This is a genomic window from Halochromatium roseum (assembly GCF_016653315.1).
In the GTDB taxonomy this organism is placed as follows: domain Bacteria; phylum Pseudomonadota; class Gammaproteobacteria; order Chromatiales; family Chromatiaceae; genus Lamprobacter; species Lamprobacter roseus.
The window spans coordinates 49,817-72,089 of record NZ_NHSH01000065.1 but is presented as its reverse complement, the minus strand read 5'-3'; the positions used below and the strand labels follow the sequence as shown (position 1 = coordinate 72,089).

The 22,273-nt window shown below is 62.5% G+C and carries 19 protein-coding genes and 1 pseudogene; 12 read left to right on the top strand and 8 right to left on the bottom strand.

Features of this window, described 5'->3' with window-relative positions:
* Positions 1 to 52: 52 nt before the first annotated feature.
* The 3 genes from CCR96_RS16420 to CCR96_RS16410 all read right to left on the bottom strand — a co-directional run bounded on the left by CCR96_RS16420 (position 53) and on the right by CCR96_RS16410 (position 2,944).
* On the bottom strand, positions 53 to 487 hold the full coding sequence (locus CCR96_RS16420; protein WP_338035895.1) for a cyclophilin-like fold protein: 435 nt from the start codon (positions 485 to 487) through the stop codon (positions 53 to 55).
* Between the two features lie 35 nt (positions 488 to 522).
* Positions 523 to 1,698, bottom strand: coding sequence for a (R)-mandelonitrile lyase (locus tag CCR96_RS16415; protein ID WP_201221238.1), 1,176 nt, complete (start codon positions 1,696 to 1,698; stop codon positions 523 to 525).
* A 337-nt stretch (positions 1,699 to 2,035) separates the two neighbouring features.
* Positions 2,036 to 2,944, bottom strand: a complete 909-nt coding sequence (locus CCR96_RS16410) for an AraC family transcriptional regulator (protein ID WP_201221236.1) — start codon at positions 2,942 to 2,944, stop codon at positions 2,036 to 2,038.
* A gap of 235 nt (positions 2,945 to 3,179) precedes the next feature.
* On the opposite strand from CCR96_RS16410, the gene CCR96_RS16405 reads away from it, so the two are divergent.
* Entirely contained in the window at positions 3,180 to 4,229 is a 1,050-nt protein-coding gene (locus CCR96_RS16405; protein WP_201221234.1) for an NAD(P)-dependent alcohol dehydrogenase, read from the top strand.
* Between the two features lie 68 nt (positions 4,230 to 4,297).
* Here CCR96_RS16405 and CCR96_RS25630 read toward each other — a convergent pair whose 3' ends face one another.
* The gene (locus CCR96_RS25630) at positions 4,298 to 4,567 is read right to left on the bottom strand and encodes a hypothetical protein (RefSeq protein WP_420827282.1); all 270 of its coding nucleotides are present in this window, start codon (positions 4,565 to 4,567) and stop codon (positions 4,298 to 4,300) included.
* A gap of 403 nt (positions 4,568 to 4,970) precedes the next feature.
* Between CCR96_RS25630 and CCR96_RS25625 the strand changes: the two are divergent.
* Positions 4,971 to 5,255: pseudogene (locus tag CCR96_RS25625) on the top strand (Druantia anti-phage system protein DruA); the annotation flags it as partial.
* A gap of 127 nt (positions 5,256 to 5,382) precedes the next feature.
* Here the strand turns inward: CCR96_RS25625 and CCR96_RS16390 are convergent.
* The 3 genes from CCR96_RS16390 to CCR96_RS16380 all read right to left on the bottom strand — a co-directional run bounded on the left by CCR96_RS16390 (position 5,383) and on the right by CCR96_RS16380 (position 9,089).
* On the bottom strand, positions 5,383 to 5,919 hold the full coding sequence (locus CCR96_RS16390) for a retropepsin-like aspartic protease family protein (RefSeq protein WP_201221230.1): 537 nt from the start codon (positions 5,917 to 5,919) through the stop codon (positions 5,383 to 5,385).
* A 67-nt stretch (positions 5,920 to 5,986) separates the two neighbouring features.
* A complete protein-coding gene (locus tag CCR96_RS16385) occupies positions 5,987 to 7,558 on the bottom strand; it encodes an APC family permease (RefSeq protein WP_201221228.1) in 1,572 nt (523 codons plus the stop codon).
* A gap of 52 nt (positions 7,559 to 7,610) precedes the next feature.
* Positions 7,611 to 9,089 carry a helicase HerA-like domain-containing protein gene (locus tag CCR96_RS16380; RefSeq protein ID WP_201221226.1) on the bottom strand — a complete coding sequence of 493 codons (1,479 nt, stop codon included), beginning with the start codon at positions 9,087 to 9,089 and terminating at the stop codon, positions 7,611 to 7,613.
* 196 nt (positions 9,090 to 9,285) lie between these two features.
* Here CCR96_RS16380 and CCR96_RS16375 point away from each other — a divergent pair, with 196 nt between their 5' ends.
* The 3 genes from CCR96_RS16375 to ubiT all read left to right on the top strand — a co-directional run bounded on the left by CCR96_RS16375 (position 9,286) and on the right by ubiT (position 11,175).
* On the top strand, positions 9,286 to 9,912 hold the full coding sequence (locus tag CCR96_RS16375) for a hypothetical protein (RefSeq protein ID WP_201221224.1): 627 nt from the start codon (positions 9,286 to 9,288) through the stop codon (positions 9,910 to 9,912).
* 202 nt (positions 9,913 to 10,114) lie between these two features.
* Positions 10,115 to 10,708, top strand: coding sequence for an isopentenyl-diphosphate Delta-isomerase (gene idi / locus CCR96_RS16370; RefSeq protein WP_201221222.1), 594 nt, complete (start codon positions 10,115 to 10,117; stop codon positions 10,706 to 10,708).
* On the top strand, positions 10,705 to 11,175 hold the full coding sequence (gene ubiT, locus CCR96_RS16365; protein ID WP_201221220.1) for a ubiquinone anaerobic biosynthesis accessory factor UbiT: 471 nt from the start codon (positions 10,705 to 10,707) through the stop codon (positions 11,173 to 11,175). The genes idi and ubiT overlap by 4 nt, the downstream gene beginning before the upstream one ends.
* A 122-nt stretch (positions 11,176 to 11,297) precedes the next feature.
* On the opposite strand, the gene CCR96_RS16360 is transcribed toward ubiT, so the two are convergent.
* Positions 11,298 to 12,509: a Bcr/CflA family multidrug efflux MFS transporter gene (locus tag CCR96_RS16360; protein ID WP_201221218.1), complete on the bottom strand. Its 1,212-nt coding sequence runs from the start codon at positions 12,507 to 12,509 to the stop codon at positions 11,298 to 11,300.
* Positions 12,510 to 12,604: 95 nt separating this feature from the next.
* On the opposite strand from CCR96_RS16360, the gene CCR96_RS16355 reads away from it, so the two are divergent.
* The 7 genes from CCR96_RS16355 to CCR96_RS16325 all read left to right on the top strand — a co-directional run bounded on the left by CCR96_RS16355 (position 12,605) and on the right by CCR96_RS16325 (position 22,177).
* Positions 12,605 to 13,777 (top strand): Fic family protein, encoded by a 1,173-nt coding sequence (locus CCR96_RS16355; protein WP_242519169.1) that lies wholly within the window; start codon positions 12,605 to 12,607, stop codon positions 13,775 to 13,777.
* Positions 13,774 to 15,330: a hypothetical protein gene (locus tag CCR96_RS16350; RefSeq protein WP_201221214.1), complete on the top strand. Its 1,557-nt coding sequence runs from the start codon at positions 13,774 to 13,776 to the stop codon at positions 15,328 to 15,330. Before CCR96_RS16355 ends, CCR96_RS16350 begins: the two co-directional genes overlap by 4 nt.
* A 72-nt stretch (positions 15,331 to 15,402) precedes the next feature.
* Entirely contained in the window at positions 15,403 to 16,044 is a 642-nt protein-coding gene (locus CCR96_RS16345; RefSeq protein ID WP_201221212.1) for an RNA ligase family protein, read from the top strand.
* On the top strand, positions 16,034 to 17,755 hold the full coding sequence (locus tag CCR96_RS16340) for an ABC transporter substrate-binding protein (protein ID WP_201221210.1): 1,722 nt from the start codon (positions 16,034 to 16,036) through the stop codon (positions 17,753 to 17,755). The genes CCR96_RS16345 and CCR96_RS16340 overlap by 11 nt, the downstream gene beginning before the upstream one ends.
* Positions 17,752 to 18,714, top strand: coding sequence for an ABC transporter permease (locus CCR96_RS16335; protein WP_201221208.1), 963 nt, complete (start codon positions 17,752 to 17,754; stop codon positions 18,712 to 18,714). The genes CCR96_RS16340 and CCR96_RS16335 overlap by 4 nt, the downstream gene beginning before the upstream one ends.
* A gap of 243 nt (positions 18,715 to 18,957) precedes the next feature.
* Complete coding sequence (locus CCR96_RS16330) at positions 18,958 to 21,270, top strand: dipeptide/oligopeptide/nickel ABC transporter permease/ATP-binding protein (protein ID WP_201221206.1); 2,313 nt, start codon at positions 18,958 to 18,960, stop codon at positions 21,268 to 21,270.
* A gap of 61 nt (positions 21,271 to 21,331) precedes the next feature.
* Complete coding sequence (locus CCR96_RS16325) at positions 21,332 to 22,177, top strand: ABC transporter ATP-binding protein (RefSeq protein WP_201221204.1); 846 nt, start codon at positions 21,332 to 21,334, stop codon at positions 22,175 to 22,177.
* The last annotated feature ends 96 nt before the right edge of the window (positions 22,178 to 22,273 follow it).

The window sequence follows — 22,273 nt, the reverse complement described above, 5'->3', positions numbered from 1 at the left end:
GCATTCTCCTAGTCGTTGTCTTGGCTCCAGTGTGGCTGGGCGGCTCGCTCGGCTATTCGGCCGCTTCGATGCGGACCGCGATGGCGCCGTCCCTCAGCAGGGCGTCGATCGGTCCGTCGAAGGCACCGAGGCGCACCAGTCCCCTGGAAGACTGAAACGGCTTGTAGAAGATCGCGAGATTGCCCCAGGGGGCGTAGTAGGTGATGTCGCCCGCACTCGGGGCGTACTTGGCCGGTGCGCCTCGGGTGTCGAGCGTGCGCGGCAGGTCGGCGATCTTCTCGGTCGCGTGGTAGTCGGTGAGCGATAGCTCCAACGGCAGCAGAGCGGCGAAGTCGCGCCCCGCCGGGGTGTCGTCGAGCGTGGCGGATAGCGTCTCGCCACCGACGATCAGCTGGATCCTGGTCATGGCGGTCCCTTCCGGAGATGAGGTGTGCGGGGTCTCGGCCGGGGCCGGACCGGACAAGAGCGCGGCGAGCAGGCTCGCCACGCGCGGGAGTGTCGAGCCGTGCCGCCTGCTCATGGTCAGGAGCCGGATTTCGCCGTCTGCGCTTGCTCCGGCAGGACGGCCTCGATGGCCTGCTCGGCCCGGCGTCCCTCCTTCTTGCCCACGGTCTGGGTCAGCACCACGGCCAGATCCCGGATCTGCTGCTCGGTGAGTCCGGCGTTGGTGGCAATGCCGATATGCGCCTGGAGCTGGGACTGGACGCCATCGAGGCTCGCCAGGGCGGAGACCGTGGCGATCTCGCGGCTTTTGTAGTCGAGGACGTCGCGGGCGAAGAGGTCGCCGAAGAGATGGCTCTGCAGGAAGTCGTTGATCGCGGGCGCGAAATCGAACAGGGGCCCGGTCACCGGCTTACCGGACAGCTCGGTCTGAACCGACTTGCCGACGGCGATCGGATTCTTGTCCTCGGGCAATCCGCTCACCTCCGGGCCGACCGGGTCCTCGATGCCTTCGGCCTTGCGCGCCTCGACGACGCCCATGAGGGTGGCCAGACCGTTCAGGGCGCGCGGGAAGCCGGCATAGGCGTAGAGATGGATCGGAATCTCCTTGGTCTCGTTGATGGTCAAGCCGGCGTCCAGTCCTGAGGCGACGGCCCGCTTCAGGGCCTCCAGGTCGCCCTTGGCGGTCGCGGCGGCGATGGGCACGATGGCCTGCTGCTCGGCCGACAGGGCCTGGATGCTGACATCGGTCTGCTGCGTTTGCTGATACCCGCGCTGGTACTCTTCATCGCTGACCTTCTCCTTCCAGGTCACGTTCTCGCCGTCCTTGCTGCCGGTGATGACCAGATGCGTCATGGCGGCGTGCGGCGTCGCGCCGTGCCAGTGGTCGATGTCGGACGGACACCAGACCGTTTCGCCCTCCTCGAACGCGATCACATGGCCGTCCCGCGTGCCGGTGAGCGCGACGCCCGAAGTCACGATCATGTGCTGTCCGGCCGGGTGCTGGTGCCAGGCGGTTCGTGCGCTGGGCTGGAAGGTGACGTAGGCGCCGGAGAAATGGGCCGTTTCGTTGTCGGGGCAGAGCATGTCCACCTGGACGTCGCCGGTGAAATAGGCCTCTGGTCCCTCGAAGGATTGACGCGATTCGGCCGAGTAGAGCGTTTGGCCCGTCGGCGCGTCCGCCGCGAGCGCGGGCTGGCCGACCACGCTGCCGACGAGTGAGAGCAGCCACGAGAGACCGCCTGTGTTGCCTTGCATATCCAAGCTCCTCTGAATTGCGTTGTCGCACCGCGCCTGAGACGGCGGTGCCATCCGCCCCGGTCATGGCCGTGCGATCGGAGTGCGTTGGATAACACTCTAGGTGCTGACATCGGGGAGGCGGTAGAACGATCCTGCTCGGATCTTGCCTAATCCTCGCAATCTCGGAGGAAAGGGATGGGTATGCACCGCGATGCCCACCGATTCCTGTCTGGTGCGGGATCTGGTGCGGGAAACAGCCCTTCGGTCGGCAGGTGATTTTGAGGATGCACAGCCGTGCGCGCCGTCGAGCGCGCCACGGCTCGGCCGCTTTCGCACCAAGGCGGCCGACGGGATGTCAGGCGGCGCGAAGCTCCCGTGTCATCTCGGCCGGGCTCTGCCCGAAATAGCGCTTGAACTCCCGGCTGAATTGGGAGGCGCTCTCGTAGCCGACCCGGTCGGCGGCCATATAGGCCTTCATGCTCTCGCGCACCATGAGGTCTCTCGCCTTCGTCAGCCGGATCTTCTTCAGGTACTGCATTGGAGACTCCGAGGTGATCTCCTTGAAGGCGCGGTGAAAGGCGGAGGGACTCATGTGGACCCGATCAGCCAGGTGCTCCACATCGAGCTTGTCGGCGTAGTGACGCTGCATGATCCTGAGCACTTGGGCGACTTTGGAGAAGCTGCCGCTGTACATCGCCAGCGCATAGAGCACCGGTGCCTGAGTGCCGCCCAAGGCCCGAAACAGGACCTCGCGCATCAGACCCGGTCCCAGGAGCCTGGCCTCGGTCTCCGAGCCCAGCGCCTTGATCAAGCGTGCGACGGCATCCGCCATCTCCTCGTCCAGCGCGGCCGGGCCGATCCCACGCGGCAAGCCTCTCTCGGCGGCCCTGCCCATCTCGGCTTGCAGGCCCATCCCGCTGATCAGCTCGTTGAGCTGTCCCATCTCGATGTCGATGTAGAGACCAAGCAGGGGCTCTTCGGGGCATCCGAAGGTCTCGCACTCGAATGGCATGGTGACCGAGGTGACCAGGTAGTTGTTGGCGTCGTAGCGGAAATCTCGCCCTCCCAGATAGCCGGTCTTGTGGCCCTGGGCCACAACGCAAATGCCCGGGTCATAGACCATGGGGCGACGTGGAATCGGTTGCGTCGACTTGAAGAATCTGACCCCTTGGAGATTGGATTCCCTCACCCCGGACTCCATCGCCGGAAAATGCTTCAGCAGGATCGAAGGCTCTGGCATATCGAGCTCGCTGTCATAAGTCATGCCCTCTTTAGACAAGATTTTTTCCGGCAAAGCAACCTGAAAGCGCGGTGCGGGCAGGAATAGGCAAGAGATTGCGAGGATCAGGTATCTCAACTTAAGGTGCCGGACCCTATCCTCAACGCAAGACCTGACGAGTAGACGCCGGCGGCGCTCCAACCGCTGCTGTGAGTCAGGCGCATCGAAACGCACGCGGTTCATCCACTCCCAATTCACTGACAAGACCAGGGTGAAGATCATGAAGACCATCGGATACGCGGCCCATTCGGCCGACGCCACGCTCGTTCCCTATCATTTCGAGCGTAGGGAACTGCGCCCGAACGATGTCGCCATCGACATCCAGTACTGCGGTGTCTGTCACTCCGACCTGCATACCGTGAACGGCGATTGGGGCCCGCAGCCCTATCCGGTGGTCCCAGGCCATGAGATCGTTGGTGTGGTCAGCGCCGTTGGGCCCGAGGTAAAGAATTACAGAGAGGGCGATCGCGTGGCAGTCGGCTGCATGGTCGACAGCTGTCAGGACTGCGATCAATGCCACAACCACGAAGAGCAGTACTGCCGTAACGGCATGACACCGACATACGGGGCGCCGGATCGCATCAGCGGTGAGACCACCCAGGGCGGCTACTCCAAGCACATCGTGGTGCGCGAGGAGTTCGTGCTGCGCATCCCCGACAGCCTCGACCTCTCCAGGTCGGCGCCGATCCTGTGCGCCGGCATCACCACCTTCTCACCGCTGCGCACCTGGAACGTCGGCGAAGGGACGCGCGTCGGCGTCATCGGTCTCGGCGGACTCGGCCACATGGCGGTCAAGCTCGCCACGGCGATGGGCGCGGAAGTCACCGTGATCAGCCGCTCGACGAAAAAAGAGGCCGAGGCGAAGGCGAGCGGCGCCAGGGGCATTCTCGCCTCCACGGATCAGCAGGCGATGCAGGCTGCCGCCAACGCCTTCGATCTCATCATCGATACCGTGCCCGTGAAGCATGACCTGAACCTCTACACGCCGCTGCTGGACGTCGATGGCTCGCTGGTGATCGTCGGCCAGATCGGTCCGATGGAAGAGCCCATGACCATGCCGCTGGTGTTCGGCCGGCGCCGCGTGGCGGGGTCACTGATCGGCGGGATCGCCGAGACCCAGGAGGTGCTGGACTTCTGTGCCGAGCATCAGATCTACCCGGAATGCCAGATGATCAAGATGGACGAGATCAACGATGCCTTCGCGCACTTGGCCAAGGGTGACTTCGCGCATCGCATCGTCATCGACATGGCCTCGCTCAACCTCGACTAGAAGCACGAATCACGTGGTTTCTGATCGCAAGTTACATCCGGACGGGCCGCGCAGGCGACGCCGAGTGGCTAGCGGAAGAACTTCAGTTGGTGGATGCTTGCCGCCGGGACAGCGCGACCAAACGCAGAACTCCCGATCGCAGCCGCGAAGTTGTTGTCGTCTTTCAGGGCCGGTATGCCTGTCGGGTAAAAGTTGGCGAAGAGCTGATTGAAGTCGTTGGTCGGCAGGTCGTTGAAGAAGGGCCAAAATGGAGCCTCGGTGCGTTGCCGAAGCGCCGCAACGAGTCGCCGCTCTGATCCTGCCGATTCGCATTTGGGCTTCGATCTGGACCCTCTTATCGCTTGCGGGGGGCGTACGGCGAGCTCAGAAGCGCTCGGGCAGCTCGGCGGGAGACTCTGAGCGGCGCTCGTCGGCGCCGTCGGAGGACCGCGGCTTAACGATACGGAAGGTGAGCATGAACTGGGCCATCCGAGGCGAGCTCGATCGCGTTCTTGGGCGAGTATGCCCTCCCAATCGTCGCAAGATGGGGGTGTAAGCCCAAACCCCAGAAAATTCCGACGGCCCGCGAAAATGGCCAATTATGGCGGGCGCTACATCTACCTGAGTTGGCACTGCACGATCCAGGGCGAAACCGTTCCACTCCTAAATTGACGGGTCGTAGAATAACTTACCCTCGGGTCTGGACATTTCCGCTCGTCTGGTTCAAAACTGCCTGCCCCTGTTGGCTGACGAGGCGGTGCCGTGAATTTGCACGACATCACACTGCGCCCGGTCGCTGCTGATGAAGAGCCGCGCTTCAAAGCGCTGCTTGAGGCGCACCATGACCTGGGCGCCTCGGTGAAGATCGGTCACACACTCTGGTACGTCGCCCTCTGGCGGGAGCAGTGGCTGGCCTTGCTGGTGTTCAGTGCGGTGGTCTGGAAATGTGCAGCGCGCGATCAGTGGATCGGTTGGGATCGGCGCTACCAGTTCGATCGTCTGCATCTGATCGCCAACAACGCCCGCTTTCTCGTTCTGCCGCAATGGCCTGTCCCGAATCTCGCCTCAAAGGTCCTAGGTCTATGCGAGCGGCGGGTCAGCGCCGATACGGTTGGCCCGACACCTGGGCGCCTGTTCGGCTGCGTCGACAGCTGCGTTGCATTGCTCCGTGCCCTCAGCTCGGCAACCGAACCGTCAGCTCGCCGCCGCGTTGAATCAGCTCGAAGCGTTTCAGGAAGTCCATGCCGAGCAGGACCTGATCGCCAGGGAAGTTGGGCAGCACCGTGGCGCGGAGGTTGTGCGCGGTCAAGCCACCCAGGCTGACGCTGTCGAGCCGAGTGGTCCAGGTCTGGACCATCCCGTTTGCGGTCTTGCTCATACCGCCGGGACGCATCGGCAGGCCAAGTCGGCGTGCGAGCTGCTGTGACAGAGAGACCCTGGTTGCGCCGGTATCGAGCAGAAACACCACCGATTCACCGTTGATGGTGCCGGTGGCGACGTAATGCCCGGCACGATTTTGCTGTAGCACCACCTGGTGTACACCAGCCGGTCCAACCTCAAACGCGAGATCTTGGTTCGGGTTCTCTTTGTGGTTGAGGTAGTTCTGGAATAGGCTCGCCAGCAAAACGATGCCGACCAGCCAGGCCCCGAACAGCATCGCCCTGCCCAGCTTTGATGGGCCGTCCTGTCTTGATGGGAGTCTGGTGTTCATCCAGGAGAACATGGGGGCTGTGCGGTGGTTTTCGCGGGGCGTGCTTTCTAGGGTCATGGATTGCAGGTCAGTTCTGGCTGTCTTCGGCCATACGCTCCTCACGGAGGTAGCGGTCATACTTGTCTTGGCTCAGGCGGCAACAGACCGCGTACCAAAAGATGCCGACGCAGAAGACCGCGATCAGCAGCATGTCCCAGCCGAACGGGAGCCATTTGCGGCCTCCTCCAAAATCACCCAGGTAAGAGAGGACGCCCAACCCGAGCAGGTAAGGGATTAACCAGAGCGACTCGCTGATATCGAGTTGCTCGCCTTGCGTGTTCTTCACCTTGAGGAGCAGCAGTATGAGTCCAACCAACAGACAGGCGGCGAGCCGCCAGTAGGTGTCCCAGCCGCTCCAGTAGATGATCAGGGTCGCGACGATAAAGGCGAAGGGCGCCAACGCCGTCGCACCGGGCAGGCGGAAACGCCGCCTGCGCTCCGGATCAAGCCGCCGCAGCGCCATCAGCGCGACCGGCCCAACGGCGAAGGAGAGCATGATGGCCGCCCCGTTGAGGCTCAGGATCTCCTGGAACGGCAGCAGGAAGAATACTGCGGAGGCGACGACGAAGTTCAGCAGCATGGCATAGGCTGGCACACCGTATCGGTTCAGGGTCTCGAACAGCTGCGGGAAAAAGCCATTCTGGGCCAGCGCGAGCGCTAAGCGCCCCATCGAGCCGACCGAGACGAGCCCTCCGCCGAAGGGGGCGACCACCGCTCCGACATTGAGCAGGCTAACCAGCCAGAGGATGCCAACTGCCGAGGCCAAGCCGCTCAATGGGCCGAAATCGCCGCTGATATGCAACGTCTTCCAGCCATGTTCGAGGTCGGCGGGGCTGAGCGCACCAAGAAAGGCCAACTGGATCAGGGCGTAGATGATGAAGCAGATCAGGATGGTCAGCAGGATCGCGGTGGGCACGGTGAACTGCGGGTTCTTGGCCTCGCCAGCGAGGTCGATGGTGTGCCTGAAACCGATGAACGCAAAGATGATGCCGCCGCTGGCAATGGAGGCGAGAATGCCCTCGGCGCCCATGGCGAAGAAGCCACCGCCAGCTTGCAGATTGGATACCTCAAAGCGATCCAGGATGAGCACCAGCGCGACGATCACCGGTATCGCCAGCTTCAGCCAGGTGATCGACGCGTTGATGCGCGCAAAGAAGCGCACGCCAAAGACGTTGATGAGAGTAAACAGGAGCAGCATGGCAGTGGCCGTGGCCATGCCGAGCAGGCTCAGATGCCCGGGCGTTGGGCTCTGATAGAGCCAGGGAAGATGTGGCGCAAGGTAGCGGAGCATCGCTTCGACCTCAATCGGTGCGGTGGTGTTGTAGCCAACCCAAGCGCTCCAGCCCATGGTCATACTGACCACATTGCCGTGGCTAAACTGTGGTAGCCGCGCGATGCCTCCGGCAACCGGCAGCATCGCGGCGATCTCGGCGAAGGTCATTGCCAACAGGCCGATGGCCAACCCGCCAAGCAGCCAGGCCAAAAGGGCGGCTGGACCAGCGAGCTGGCTGGCCAGTAGTGGCGCGAAGAGCCAGCCAGAGCCAAGCACCCCGCTGACGCCGATGAAGGTCAGGCTGAGGAGCCCAATCTCGCGGCGCATGTGACCGCGCTTGGATGGTCTTTCGAGACCTTCAGTCCTCATTGGATCACCCTCAGCGCCGCCGGGTGCCCCCAAACAGCGAGCCCATGACGCCGCGCACGATCTGGCGTCCGATCTGGGTGCCGAGTGAGCGCATGGCGCTGCTAGCAAAGGCCTCGACCGCGGTCTGGTGGTTGCCGCGGCTCGGGGTTCGGGCGCGTTGCTGGGCAGGTGTGACCGGGACCGACTCCGCAGCCACGGCGGCCTGCTCTGCCATTAGCTTCAGTGTCTCGTAGGCCGATTCGCGGTCAAGGCTCTTCTCGTAGACGCCGGCGACCAGTGAGTTCTCGATCAGCGCACGGCGTTGAGCCTCACTGATGGGGCCGAGCTGGCTACCGGGCGGGGCGACCTTGACCCGCTCGACGATGCTCGGGATGCCCTCCAGATCAAGCGTCGAGGCCAACGCCTCGCCGACGCCGAGCGCGGTGATAGCGGTCTCGGTGTCCAGCCCTGGGTTGGTACGGAAGGTTTGGGCGGCGGCGCGCACCGCCTTCTGATCGCGTGGGGTGAACGCGCGCAGCGCATGTTGCACCCGATTGCCGAGCTGCCCGAGCACGTCATCGGGCACGTCCATCGGGCTCTGGGTCACGAAGTAGACGCCGACACCTTTAGAACGGATCAGCCGCACCACCTGCTCGACCTTGTCGGTGAGCACCTTGGGGGCGTCGTCGAAGAGCAGATGTGCCTCGTCGAAGAAGAACACCAGCTTCGGTTGGTCTGGATCACCGACCTCGGGCAGTTGCTCGAACAACTCTGAGAGCAGCCATAGCAGGAAGGTGGCGTAGAGGGTGCGGTTGTGGATCAGCTTGTCGGCCGCCAGTACATTGATGATGCCCTGGCCGTTGATGTCGGTCTGCATCAGGTCGGCGAGGTCGAGCGCTGGCTCACCGAACAGCAGGTTGCCGCCCTGATCCTCAAGCTGTAGCAACCGGCGCTGGATGGCGCCGACCGAGGCGGCCGAGACGTTGCCGAAGCTGGTGCGCAGCGAGGCCGCATTCTCGGCGACATAGTTCAGCATCGCGCGCAGATCCTTCATGTCCAACAGTAGCAGTCCGTTGTCGTCGGCGACGCGGAAGCAGATGTTGAGCACGCCTTCTTGGACATCGTTCAGGCTCAGCAGCCGCGCCAGCAAGAGCGGCCCCATCTCGCTGATGGTGGTGCGCACCGGATGGCCCTGTTCACCGTAGAGGTCCCAAAGCGTGACAGGACAGGGTCGGTAAGCGAATTCGACCTCGTCGAGCTGGAGTTCGCTGACGCGCTCGGCGACCTTGGCGTTGTCTCCGCCGGGCTGGCTGATCCCAGCCAAATCCCCTTTCACATCGGCCAGGAAGACCGGTACCCCGCGCCGGCTGAATTGCTCCGCGAGGCGTTGTAAGGTGACGGTCTTGCCGGTTCCGGTTGCGCCGGCGACCAGCCCGTGGCGATTTGCCATCCGCGGCCAGATGTGCACCGCAGCCTCTGCGCCTTTACCAATCAGGATGCCTTCAGTCATGGGGGTTCTCCAATGCACCGGGGTCTGCATGGCGGTTGTTTCTTGCCGGCAGTATAACCATCCGCACTCGCTTACTGGCTGCCGGTGGTGGGCCTGTGTTGATTTCAGCGACGGGTGTTGGTGGGTTGTCAGCGCGGTCGGCGATGCGCACAATCATGCTGCACACTAGTCAAACTGCAGGACTCGAGGAATTCCCATGTTCTACGCCGTCGACGATCTGCAGCGCCGCAAGGCGAAGGCCGCGCATGAGCTGGCGATGATCAACCTGCTCTTGTTCAATCTGCTGGCCGGTGTGGCGTTGCTGGCAGGCTCGATGGCGGAGTCTTACTCGGTGATCGCCCGTTACAAGTGGGCCTTTGTTGCGGTGCCGCTGACGCTCTCAATGTTAGTGATGCTATTGACATGGGTACGCGCGGGCCGGGCAAGGCACTCAGCCGCCTGGTTCGTCGCCGCGCATTGGCGCTTGGCCGCGGGCCGCTACCGCATCCTGCTGATCGCCTACCTGGTCAGCGCGGCAGTGGTGAGTCTGGCGTTTGTTGGCGGCAATGATCGGTCAGATCTGGAACGCCGGATTGCGGATCTCCCTCCGGCCCTGCAAGAGATGGAACGGCATAAGCTCGAGTCTCAAGATATGCGCGGTGCAATCTGGGCTCGCATCGGTGTGGTGCCGCTGCTGCTGACCGTGATGGGGCTGCTGATGCTGGAGTCTGGAGGCCTGTATCAGGCTGGGCGTGGCGAGCTGCCTGACGCGGTTAACGCGGCCTTTCCGCCGCCGCCAGACTTGGCCAGTCGCGACCAGCCGTTTGTGACGGATCGGGACTAGTCGTGGTCGGTATGCTGGTCGGCGCTGCCTGGCGTCAATAAAAGTTGACTCGACCATTGTCAGGTTGCCTTGTCACTCTGTTGGCTTTGTGCCAGCATTGAGTGATTGACCATATCGGTGGGGCTCGTGGCGGGAACCGTTGCCGGTATTGAGTGGCCGAAGCTCGAGCCTTGCAGACTTGAAGAGCGAATGGAGAGCGAATTTGTTTAAACACGAAACCGTCTCGTTTGATGATGAGCCGCTGATCCTCGTCGATGATGATGATCATGAAATCGGTCACGCGACGAAGATCAAGGCTCATTTAGGCGACGGGCTCTTGCACCGCGCTTTCTCGATCTTCCTGTTCACAGATGACGATCAGGTGCTGCTGCAACAGCGCAGTGGCGAGAAGCCCTTGTGGCCTCTGTTCTGGTCCAACAGTTGCTGCAGCCATCCACGGCGCGGTGAAAATCTGGAGCAGGCGACTCATCGGCGTTTGCGCGAGGAGTTGGCGATCGATGCCGAGCTGCGCTTCCTTTATAAGTTCCAGTACCAGGCTGAATTTGGCGCGCTGGGCGCGGAGCATGAGCTGTGCTCGGTCTATGTTGGTAAGGTCGAAGCGCCTATAGCGGTTAATGTCAATCCGAGCGAGATTGCCGACTGGCGTTGGATTCCTTGTGCCGAGACCGACCGCCTGGTTGCAGAGGAGCCGGAGCGGGTGACGCCTTGGTTTGTGATGGAATGGCAGCGTTTGCGGACTGAATATCGCGATCTGATCGCCGGCCTCTCCGCCGCCCCGTTGAGGAAGGTCGCTTGATCAAGTCACCGACCATCCCGCGCCTGCTGACGTTGCCGGTCGGGCTAGTCCCGAATACGCTGCGCACGGCCGCGCTGGTGCAGGTCTTGAACCGCCTCTTTGAGCCCGAACTGCGCGACGGGGAACTCGATTTTCTGGAGAGTCATGTCATGCGCATCGGCGTTGACGATGCGCGGCTAGAATTCCGTTTGACCCTGGCTGGGACGCGCATCAAGGCCGCGCCGCCTGGAGCGGCGACCGATCTGAGCATCGATGGCAAGGTCTACGACTTCCTGCTGCTTGCGACCCGTCGAGAAGACCCGGACACCCTATTCTTCAACCGTCGTTTGCGGCTTGGTGGTAGCACCGAGCTGGGTCTCTACGTGAAGAACTTCCTCGATAGCGTCGAGCTCGAAGGCCGCATCGGACCGCTGCTGAAGGTTATGAACGGCGCGACTGATCTGCTCGGGCGTTTCGGCCGGGGCTAGCGGGGTCAGCGCCGCGCTGGAGTGGACGCTGATCGCTGTGCCGCAGCGGGCGCTGATCTCCGCCTACTCCGGGTACGGCCTCGACATGAGGTCGCGTGATGTTGTGACGTGGCAAGAAGACTCTACTCCAACGCGGCATGCTCCCCAGCAGTTTGTTGCCAGCAGGCCAAGAGATAGATGCCGAGTGCGAGTAGACCGCAGAGACTCATCCCGGCGAGCATTGGCATCGCGCTGCCATCATGCAGCAGGCTCACGATCGAGCCCGCTAGGGCGCCTAAGCCGAAGCGCAGCGCGCCGGCGAACGCTGATGCCGTGCCGGCCATGGCCGGGAAGAAGGCCATGAAGCCAGCCATGGCGTTGCCGAAGATCAAACCGTTCATGCCGAGATAGACGCAAGAGACCGTCGCAATCAGCCAGAGGTCTGGCTGCGGCGTCATCAAGCTGAGGAGCAACAACGCGACCGCCGCTGTCGCCTGCAACGCGAGGCCGACGCGGAGCAGCCACTCCGACCCCAGGCGTCTCACCAGTGTGGTATTCACCGACGCCAACAGCATGGCGGCCAAGACATTGATGCCGAAGAGCGGACCGAAGGCCGACGCAGAGACGCCGTGCAGCTCGATGTAGACGAAAGGCGAGGCGACGATGAAGATCATCATGCCGCTGAAGCTGGCCGAGCCGGTCATCAGGTAGCCAAGCGCGGTGCGGTGACGCAGCAGCAAGCGATAGTTGCCGACGATGTCGCCCAAGTGCAGGCGATGTCGGTGCTCGATCAGCAGTGTCTCCGGCACCACGCGAAAGAACAACAGCGTCGCGATCAGGCTAATCAGCAGCAAGGCCACGAAGACCCAGTGCCAGCTTGCGTACCAGATGATCAGCCCGCCCAGACTCGGCGCCAGCAAGGGCGCAAATCCCATCACCAGCATGATCATTCCCATCACGCGCGCATAGTCATCGCGCTCGAACAGATCACGCACCAAGGCCGGAATGGTCACCGCCACCGCGGCCCCGCCCACTGCCTGAACGGCCCGCGCCACCAGCATCAGGGACATACTCGGTGCCAGTGCGCAGGCGATATCTCCAAGCATGAATAGGATCAGCCCGAGACCGATGGTGCGGCGGCGACCATGCACATCCGAGAGTGGCCCGAGCAGCAGCTGTGCCGCGGCAAACACCGCCAGATAGACAGTGACGCTGAGCTGCGCCAGCTCGATACTGGCATCCAGATCCCGCGCGATGGACGGGATGCTCGGCAGATACATGTCGATCGCGAACGGGGTCAAGGCCGCCAGCAGGCCGAGCACTGGCAGCAGAACCCAACGGTTGGTGTATGGCATGATGGGCTCCGATCTTACCCGATTGCGGTCTTGCCGCCTTGTCATCGCTTCAGCGACGTCTTCTTTCTGAAGCGAATCTGGCCTATATTCGCTTCATGTGGACCTGGCAGCATCAAGATTGGCCGAGTTTCCGTTACGACACGGAGGCATTTCGGCCGCAGGTGGAGACGTTTCATCTGAAATCCGAGCGTCTGATGGGTCGCATTGAGGCGCTGCCCGCAGACCTGCAAGCGGATGCGGTGATTGGCCTGATGCTGTCTGAGGCGATCAAGACCAGTGCGATCGAGGGCGAGTCGCTGGATCGGGACTCGGTCCGGGCCTCGCTCCTGCAACTGATCGCTCAGGACTCGGTGGCGCCCCGGCATCAGGACGAGAAGGCGGCAGGGGCGGCGGCACTGATGGTGGACGTTCGCAAACATTGGGCAGAACCGCTGGATGATGCCCTGCTAGGGCGCTGGCAGTCGATGGTGGTGGTGCATCAGCCGTTGAGCCTGGTGATGCGCGGTCTGTATCGCAATGCGCCCGAGCCGATGCGGATTGTCAGCGGTGTTTATGGCAGAGAGCGCATCGATTATGAAGCGCCGCCAGCGGCGACTGTCTACCAGGAGATGGCGCTGTTGCTGGATTGGTACAACCGAACCAATCCGTTGACGGCGAAGCCTGCCGAGGTGATCTCCGGTCCTGTACGCGCGGCGATTGCGCATGCCTGGTTCGAGCTGATTCATCCCTTCGATGATGGCAACGGCCGAGTGGGGCGAGCAATTGCGGATCACGCATTGTCACAGTCACTTGGCTACCCGACACTCGCCTGTTTGGCGACCGCGATCGAGCGTAATCGGCGGCAGTATTACGAGGCGCTTCAGCAGATTTCCAGAGGATCGCTCGACTTGAACCCCTGGATTGCGTTCTTTATCGACGCAGTCAATCAGGCGCAGGAGGTTGCCAGGGAAGAGATCGATTTTGTGTTGGGCAAGGCCAGATTCTGGGAGCGCTATGCCGGCCAACTCAATACGCGCCAATCCAGGATGGTCAGTCGGGTCTTCGCTGAGGGTACCAAGGGATTCGAGGGCGGCATCAGCACCCGAAAATACGAGGCAATTTGCAAATGCTCCAGGGCTACGGCTTATCGTGACCTGTCCGCGTTGGTCAAGATGGGCGTGATCGAGCCACTGCCCGGCGGTGGTCGCAATACCCGTTACCAGTTGCGCAAGGCCTGGCCTATCGACATTCATTCAACACTTGAACGGGCACCTGAGGTGCAGCGGTGACCAAGACCGCCCTGATGGGACCAGCGACTCGCCTACCACTGAATCTGATTTTCGACTATCCCGTGCGCTGGTCGAAGTACAAGGTGCTGCGCGACTTGCTGCAGAACTTTTTCGACAGTGTGCCGCGTGATGAATGGACCAACCGCTTCAGCCATCGCATCGAAGGGGCGCAGCTGAGTTTGAGCGCGACGGATGTCGGCTTCAGCTATGACTGGCTGGTTCCTATCGGCGCCTCGACCAAGCGAGACGGTGAGGGTGAGCATGCCGGATATTTCGGGGAAGGATTCAAGATCGCGGCTCTCTGTGCCGTCCGCGATCACGGTTGGGATGTCCAGGTATGGTCGCGCGATTGGCATCTACAGGTTGTTACGGACAGTCTGAACGTAGACGGTCGACGCCTGCAAGCCTTGGCCTACGATATTCGTCGTAACGAGACCGCTTCACCGGATACCCTGCTGACCCTGTCGCCGTTCAATGATTCGGATCTCTTGGATGTTGCGCTGCTGAGCTTCTTCTATCCGCAGAATCCGCTGCTCGGAGAACGGATCTGGAGCGGACCATCAGCCGCCGTCTATTTCCGCTCGTCCAAGCCGAAGCCTTTAGGTTTTCCGTCGACCGACCGAGCCGCCGGGCCGGGAATCATCTTTGCCGGATTCCAGGCTTTGGGCTCGATTCCCCATCCCCTCGTGTTCTGCCTGCATGACCACCGCGGCAACGACCGTGAGCGCAACAACTTCTTTCTCATGGATGTCGTCAACATCGTGAAGCGCATCGCCGCTCAGCTGCCGCCGGATGCAGCCGCCCAGGTGCTGAAGGTGCTGGGGCGCCATTGGTATGAGCATCCGCGGAAGCGTTACGATTTCGACTCCTGGTATCCAATCATCCAGACGCTGGTCAGCAAGGTTGCTGCCTGCCCCGACGCCAGCGCTCAGTGGCGGCAAGACCACCCCAACTTGCTCGTGGCCGAGCCCGTCAGGCGCAGTGACCTGCCGCGTTACAATCAGCGGCGTCAGGCGCTTGCGTGGTGGCGAGCCGAGGGTCGGCGTCATCGTTTGGTGCAGAAGGCGTTTCGCGAGCTTGGGTATGCCGACTTGGAAGCGATCTGTGCAGAGCACGATGGCTTCACCGTCAACCGTGAGCCGACACCCCAAGAATTGCCGCGCGTCGAGCTTCTGGAGACTGCTGCCAGGTTATTGCTGCCTGACTTGCTGACGCTGGTGGACCTTCCACCCTGTCGTGTCATCGATAATCGACGCGCGGTTTGGCAAGGCATGACCTCCTGTCTTCCCTTCACCGGCCCCGAAGTCCGTTGGCGGGGCCTGCGGGTGCGTTATCGGCTGCCCTATGTCTCATTGAAGGCAAGATTACTGACCGAGGGCCTGTTCGGTGAGGCGATGAGCACCTATCTCCACGAGATCTCTCACATGTTCGGCGGAGACAGCTCAGCGAGCTTCAGTCATGCCTTGTCGGAGGTGCTTGAACTCATCTGTAGCCATGCGGACAGCATGGCCGCGCTTCAGCGGCGTTGGGACAGGCTTTCCGATACGGGGTAGGGCGCCCTTGCAGTCTCGATGCTACTTTGAGCAGCTTCTGGAAATGTGTCACGACACTTAAAGGAACAAGCAATGAATGAATACCATAAGATACAGACGCTATTTAAGCGGGACATGAGCACAAAGCACAAGACGTTGCTTGAGGGTGAATGGACGTTGCCGGAATTTGAGTATCTGGCAAACAACCAATGGATCTTCACCGAGAAGGTGGACGGAACGAACATAAGGGTCATTTTCAATGCTGGGCTCGTGACGTTCGCTGGGAAGACGGATGCGGCGCAGATTCCTGGCCAGCTCATTGCTCGGCTCAATGAGCGGTACTTGCCACTGGCAGCAAGAATGCAAGATGTTTTTGGCCGCGATGCCTGTCTGTATGGCGAGGGGTATGGCGCAAAGATTCAGAAAGGAGGCGGCAAGTACCGGCAAGACCCGGACTTTGTTTTGTTCGATGTGCGAGTCGGCGAATGGTGGCTCCAGCGCTCCGATGTTGAGGATGTCGCGACGAAGCTTGGCATCGACGTCATTCCGATCATTGGTGAAGGAACACTTCATGACGCCGTCGAGTGGGTGAAACGCGGGATCAGATCCACTTGGGGGGACTTCGAAGCCGAAGGTATCGTCGCGCGCCCAAAAATAGAGCTTCGCGCTCGTAGTGGAGAGAGGATCATTACGAAGATCAAATGCCGAGACTTTGTTGCTGGCCTTGTTGCATAAACAATCTGCCGGCTCTAACCAACGTTGGCGACGACTGATCGCTTGCGGGCCGGAGCAGCCTGGCGTCCTCTTTGGTGTCGCAGTCTTGGTCGGGCTGGCGCTCTTGGTGACCGGCTGTGAGCGGATGCGGCCGCCATCGGACACGCTGGTGGTGGCGCAGGTGGCGGAGCCGCGCTCGCTGGACCCGCAGGTGACCACGGCGCTGAACGATTTCCGCATCCTCGTGAACCTCTTCGAGGGTCTGGTGCGTTATCAGCCAGGGACGCTCGAGCCGGCGCCGGCGTTGGCCGAGTCCTGGCAGATCTCGGATGATGGCCGTGTTTACACCTTCAAGCTCAAAGATGGTGTGCGTTTCCACGATGGCTCGCGCTTTGATGCCGAGGCGGTCCGCTTCAACTTTCAGCGCATGCTCGATCCGGAGCATCCGTATCATGATACCGGCCCGTTCCCGCTCGCCTTTTTCTTCGAGACAGTTGCGTCGATCGAGGTGCTCGATCGGTTGACAGTGCGGTTTCGGCTGGATCAGCCCTTTGCGCCGTTTCTCTCGAACCTGGCCTATCCGGCAGGGCTGATCGTCTCTCCGACCGCGGTCAAGCGCTGGGGCGATCAAGTGGGTCGACATCCGAGCGGCACAGGCCCGTTTCGGTTCGTCGACTGGCGCCCAGGGGAGCGGGTTAGGTTGGAGCGTTTCGCCGCTGACCATTTGGCGAGCAATCGGAGCTTGCGTGAGGAGCAGGCGCAACCGCTAGCCGGGCTGCAGTGTGACTCCGGTCGTGCCTCGGTGCGGACGCTGATCTTCCGCCCGATCACTGATCCGATGACGCGGGTGGCCGAACTGCTTGCTGGCGGCGTCGACCTGGCATTAGAGCTGTCGCCGGACAACGTGGCCAGGTTCCGCGAGCGGGACGGCTTCCAGGTGTTGGAAGCGACGGGGCCGCATCTGTGGTTTCTGATCCTGAATACGCGCGAGGGTCCGCTCAGTGATGTCCGTGTGCGGCGCGCGGTGAACCTGGCCATTGATCGACAGGTCATCACCGATGATGTGCTGCGCAAGACCGCGGTGCCAGCTGCCGGTCCGGTGCCAGAGGCGTTCGACTGGGCGAACAATCCTGAGCTGCGTCCCTATCGGCAGGATCGACCGGCGGCGCGTCGCCTGCTCGCTGAGGCCGGTTATGAGAACGGCCTAAGATTGCGCTTCCTGGTACCACGAGGCGGCTCTGGAATGCTCGATCCCTTGGCGATGGCGACGGCGATTCAGGGCGATTTGGGTCGGATCGGGGTCGACGCTGAGATTCGGAGCTTTGAGTGGAATGCCTATCTGGCGCGCGTCAATCAGGGGCTGGATACGGAGGCCGACATGGCCGAGATGGCCTGGATGACCAATGATCCCGATACGCTGCCCTATCTGGCCCTGCGTTGCGACGCGAGTCCGGAGCAGGGTGGATTCAACTCCGGCTACTACTGTAGCCGGCGGGTTGATGCGTTGATCGCGCAGGCGCGCCGCGCCACCGATCGCGACGAACGGGCACGCCTCTACCATCAGCTCGAGCGGGAGGTCCATCAGGATGTGCCTTGGGCGGTGATTGCCAGCTGGCGGCAGAACCTGGTAGCAAGCGCTGAGGTTTCCGGGCTCCAGCTCGAGCCATCATTCTACCTGCGCTTAGGGGCGGTCACCAAGCAGGGCTGCGCTAGCGGTACGGACAGCCAATGAGCGCCTATGTCCTCAAACGCTTGCTGCTGTTGTTGCCGGTGCTGTTCGGCGTCTCGCTGGTCGTGTTTGGCGTGATGAGCCTGGTGCCGGGTGATCCTGCGCTGGCAATCCTCGGTCCTTACGCGACGCCGGAACGCCTGGCCGAACTGCGCGCCGAGCTCGGGCTGGACCGTCGTTGGCCGGTGCGCTATGGCATCTGGCTCAGCGGCGTGCTAGACGGCGATTTGGGGCGCTCGGTATCGCTGGAGCGGCCGGTGCTCGATGTAGTGCTGGAACGCTTGGGTCCCACCGCCCTGCTGGCCGGTAGCGCGCTGCTGCTGGGGACGCTACTGGGGCTGGCAGCAGGGATGTTGGCAGCGCTGCGTCACAACCAGATGACCGATCGGTTGGTGACCTTTGGCGTGCTGCTCGGCATCTCGATCCCGTCGTTCTGGCTCGGGCTTGTGCTGATCCTGGTCTTCGCGGTCTGGCTCGGTTGGCTGCCCGCGAGCGGCATGACCTGGGTCTGGTCCGATGCCAGCGGCCTGTCTGCGGTGCCGGATATCGCCTGGCATCTCATCCTGCCGACGCTGAGCCTGGCGCTGGTGGCCGGTGGGGTCATTGGGCGTCTGACCCGCGGGGCCGCGATCGATGTGCTGGCCTCGGCGCCGATCCGCATGGCGCGTGCGCGCGGTATCCCGGAGCGGCGCATCTTGCTGGTGCAGGCGCTGAAATCGGTGTTGGCGCGGATGACGCCGGTGATTGGCTTGCAGGCCGGTTTCGTCATCGGCGGTGCGGTCTATATCGAGACCATCTTTCAGTGGCCGGGTCTGGGTCGGCTGTTGGTGGAGGCGATTGCAGCGCGCGATCTGTTGCTGGTGCAGGGTGGGGTGCTGGTGCTCGCGGCGGCCTATGTGCTGGTCAACCTGGTCGCTGATTTGGCCCAGCATGCGCTGGATCGGCGCACGCGGGCGGCCTGATGGGCGCGCTATCGAGCAGCGTTGGCTCTAGTCATTCGCGATGACGTATGGACAGCACAAGCGCACGACTTTGGGCCATGGTCGATCGATGCCGTTTGGCGATCAGCGAGGATGGCGATACAGCTCGCAGCGGTCGCGGGCTTGCTTGCGGGCTTGCTTGCGGGCTTGCTTGCGGGCTTGCTTGCGGGCTTTTTCGCGGGTTTGTTCGCGGGCTTGTTCTCTATCTGTTGGGTCCAGGCTGTGATGAGCATGCACTGGTCAGGCTGGCAGCGCCATCGCGGTGCGCTGCTCGGACCCGGTCTGCTGGCGCTCGTCTTGTCTCCTGCGCTGATTGCACCCTGGCTCCCGCTGGCTGATCCCACCCTGACCGAGCCGGCGCTGCGCATGCTGCCGGTTGCGGCACCTGGACACTGGCTGGGGACCGATGCGCTAGGCCGAGATCTGCTCTCGCGACTCATCTGGGGCGCCCGCTCAAGCATCCTCGTCGGTGTGCTGGCAACGCTGACTGCAGCGGTGATTGGTTCGCTGATCGGCCTCTTGGCGGGCTTCTTCGGCCGTCTGACCGATGCGCTGTTGATGCGCGGTGTCGATGTGCTGATGGCTTTCCCGTATCTGTTGCTGGCGCTCGCGATTGTTGCCGCGTTGGGGCCGGGGCTCAGCAATGCGATGCTGGCGATCGCGATTGCCAATGTGCCGTTCTTCGCGCGTGCGGTGCGCGGCGCAGTGCTCGAGATTCGGCACCAGGCCTATATCGACGCGGCTCGGCTGGCCGGTCATCGCGAGCCCTGGATCATCGTCGTCGAGGTGCTGCCGAATCTGGTTCCAACACTGCTGTTGCTGATGACCACCACGCTCGGCTGGATGGTCCTGGAGACGGCTGGCCTGAGTTTTCTCGGTCTCGGGGTGCAGCCACCGGATGCTGACCTCGGCGCGATGCTCGGCGAGGGCCGTGAGTTTCTGACCACCTATCCGCGGGTCGCCGTGCTGCCGGGGATGGTGATCTTGATGCTGGTGGTTGGGATCAATCTGTTTGGTGACGCGCTGCGTGATCTGCTCGATCCGCGCTTGCACGACCGCGCTGTCCGGCGCAAAGACCGAGCCAAAGACCGCGGCGAAGGCTCGGAAAAAGGCTCGGAAGAAGGCTCTGACAGAGGCTCTGAAAGAGGCTCGGTTAAAGGTTCGATTTCGGATGCTCTCCAGGATGTGAGCCATCGAGATGACTGCCATCAGGGCGCATTTGCCGATGCTGCGATCAGGAATGGTTCTTCCCTGTTCGCTGCGCTTGCTCATACCGACGCTTCCGCTGTTGCAGCTGGGAATGCGGTTGCTGATGGGCTTGCTCTTAAATCTGTCGATCAATCTTATGATCAGCACGCCGATGCTTGGGCCAATGTCTCGGGCCGCCTAGGAACTGCGTCTCAGCCAGCACTGCTCGAGGTGAATGCGCTGTCGGTGCTGGTGCCAGGTCAGTGCGGCCCGGCGATTGCCGTTGATCGGCTCGAGCTGCGTCTACAGGCCGGCGAGCGGGTCGGCCTTGTGGGTGAATCAGGCTCTGGCAAGAGTCTGACGGCGCTGGCCCTGCTCGGCTTCGCGCCGCCCGGTGGCGGGCTAGAGGGCGCGGTGCGTTTCGATGGTAATGAGCTGCTCGGGCTCGATGCAGAATCTCTGCGCGATCTGCGCGGCCGGCGTATCGCCTACATCCCGCAGGAGCCGCTCGATGCGCTGGACCCACTGCTGCGGATTGGTGATCAGCTGCGCGGGGCGATCCAAGCCCATCTGGTCGCGCAGCAGGCGAGCTTTGAGTCTACCGCTCGCGATCGTGCTAAGGCGGTTGCAGGTTCAGATGCAGATGCAGGTTCCTCTGCAAACGTCGGTCTTGGGAGTAAACGCCTGACCGGCGCCTCAGCCGGGGTTAGCAAGCCGGAGACCCTGTCGGACGTCGGTGCCCGCGTCAAGGCGCTGCTGGCGATGGTCGGGCTGGATCAGGTGCGAGGTATTCAGCGGCGTTTCCCGCATGAACTCTCGGGCGGCCAGCGCCAGCGTGTCGTGATCGCGATGGCGTTGGCTCATGAGCCTGATCTGTTGATCGCCGATGAAGCGACCACGGCGCTGGATGTTACCGTCCAAGCCGAGATCATTGAGGTACTGGATCGGCTGAGCCGCAGCCGCGATCGCGCGCTGCTCTTTGTCAGCCATGATCTGGCGCTGGTCGCTAGTCTCTGCGAGCGGGTGCTCGTGCTCTACGCCGGACGTTTGGTCGAGGACGCACCGCTCGAGCAACTGTTGCGTGCACCGGCGCATCCTTACACTGCGGCACTGCTGGCCTGCTCGCCTGAGCTGGGGCGGCCAGAGAAACCGCTCGCCGCTATTCCCGGTCAGCCGCCGGCGCCGCGCGTGGTGGGCCTCAACGGTGCGGCGGATGGCTTTGGCGGCTGTCGCTTCGCAGATCGCTGTCCGAACGCGCAGCCCAGATGTGAAGAACAGGAGCCAGGACTCGAGCGGTGGCAAGATCATCATTGGGTGCGCTGTTGGTTCCCGCTGCTGCGCTCAGACTGATGACGCGCGGTTTATAGGCTTGGCTTCTCGATAAGGGCTTCTCGATGAGGGCTTTACTCTCATGCTGACCGAGACTGATGCGGATGACCAGCCGTTGCTAGCGCCTCTATTGGAACTGCAGCGCGTCGGAAAGCGTTACCCGGCTGGAAGTGGATGGCGGGCGCTCTTGGGCGCCGGTCAGCGCTGGCAAACGGTTCTGCAGCCGACCGATCTGCTTATCCCAGAGGGCGCAGCGGTTGGCTTGGTGGGCGAGTCCGGCAGTGGCAAGACGACGCTGGCGCGGATCGCTGCCGGACTGACCACGGCGAGCAGCGGCAAGGTGCGCTGGCAGGGACGGACGCTTGCTACCTTCGACGAGGCTGAGCGCGCGCGTTGGCGGCGCGAATTGCAATATGTTTTCCAGAACCCGACCACGGCGCTGAATCCGCGGCGGCGGGTGGGTCGCATCCTGAGTAGCAGTCTGTCTGGGCTTGCTCGCGGCTCTGAGATCGGGCGCGATCGTCGCGCACAGCAGCGGCGTATCCGCGAGGTTGCGGATCAGGTTGGCTTGAGCAGTGCGATGCTAGAGCGTTTCGCGCATCAGCTCTCCGGCGGTCAGGCGCAGCGCGTCGCGCTCGCAAGGGCATTGCTCGGTGCGCCTAAGCTACTCATCTTGGACGAGCCGGTATCGGCGCTCGACCTCTCGCTGCAGGCACAGATCCTGAATCTGCTGGTTGAACTCAGGCGTGAGCTTGGGCTGAGCTATCTGTTCATTTCGCACGACCTTGCTGTGGTCGAGCGCCTGTGTGAACAGGTCTCTGTCATGCACCAGGGTCGAATCATCGAGCAGGGTCAGACGGCTGATATCCTGCGTGCTCCGCGCGAGTCGTATACCGCGAGTCTGGTTGAAGCGGTGCCGAGGCGCTGACCGGGGAAGACCGAGCGGACAGGCGCTGATAGAGGCGGAACTGTCCAGTTTATCCGCCCAAGCGCCAGTCACGGGATCGCCATCGCCCGGCGTCGT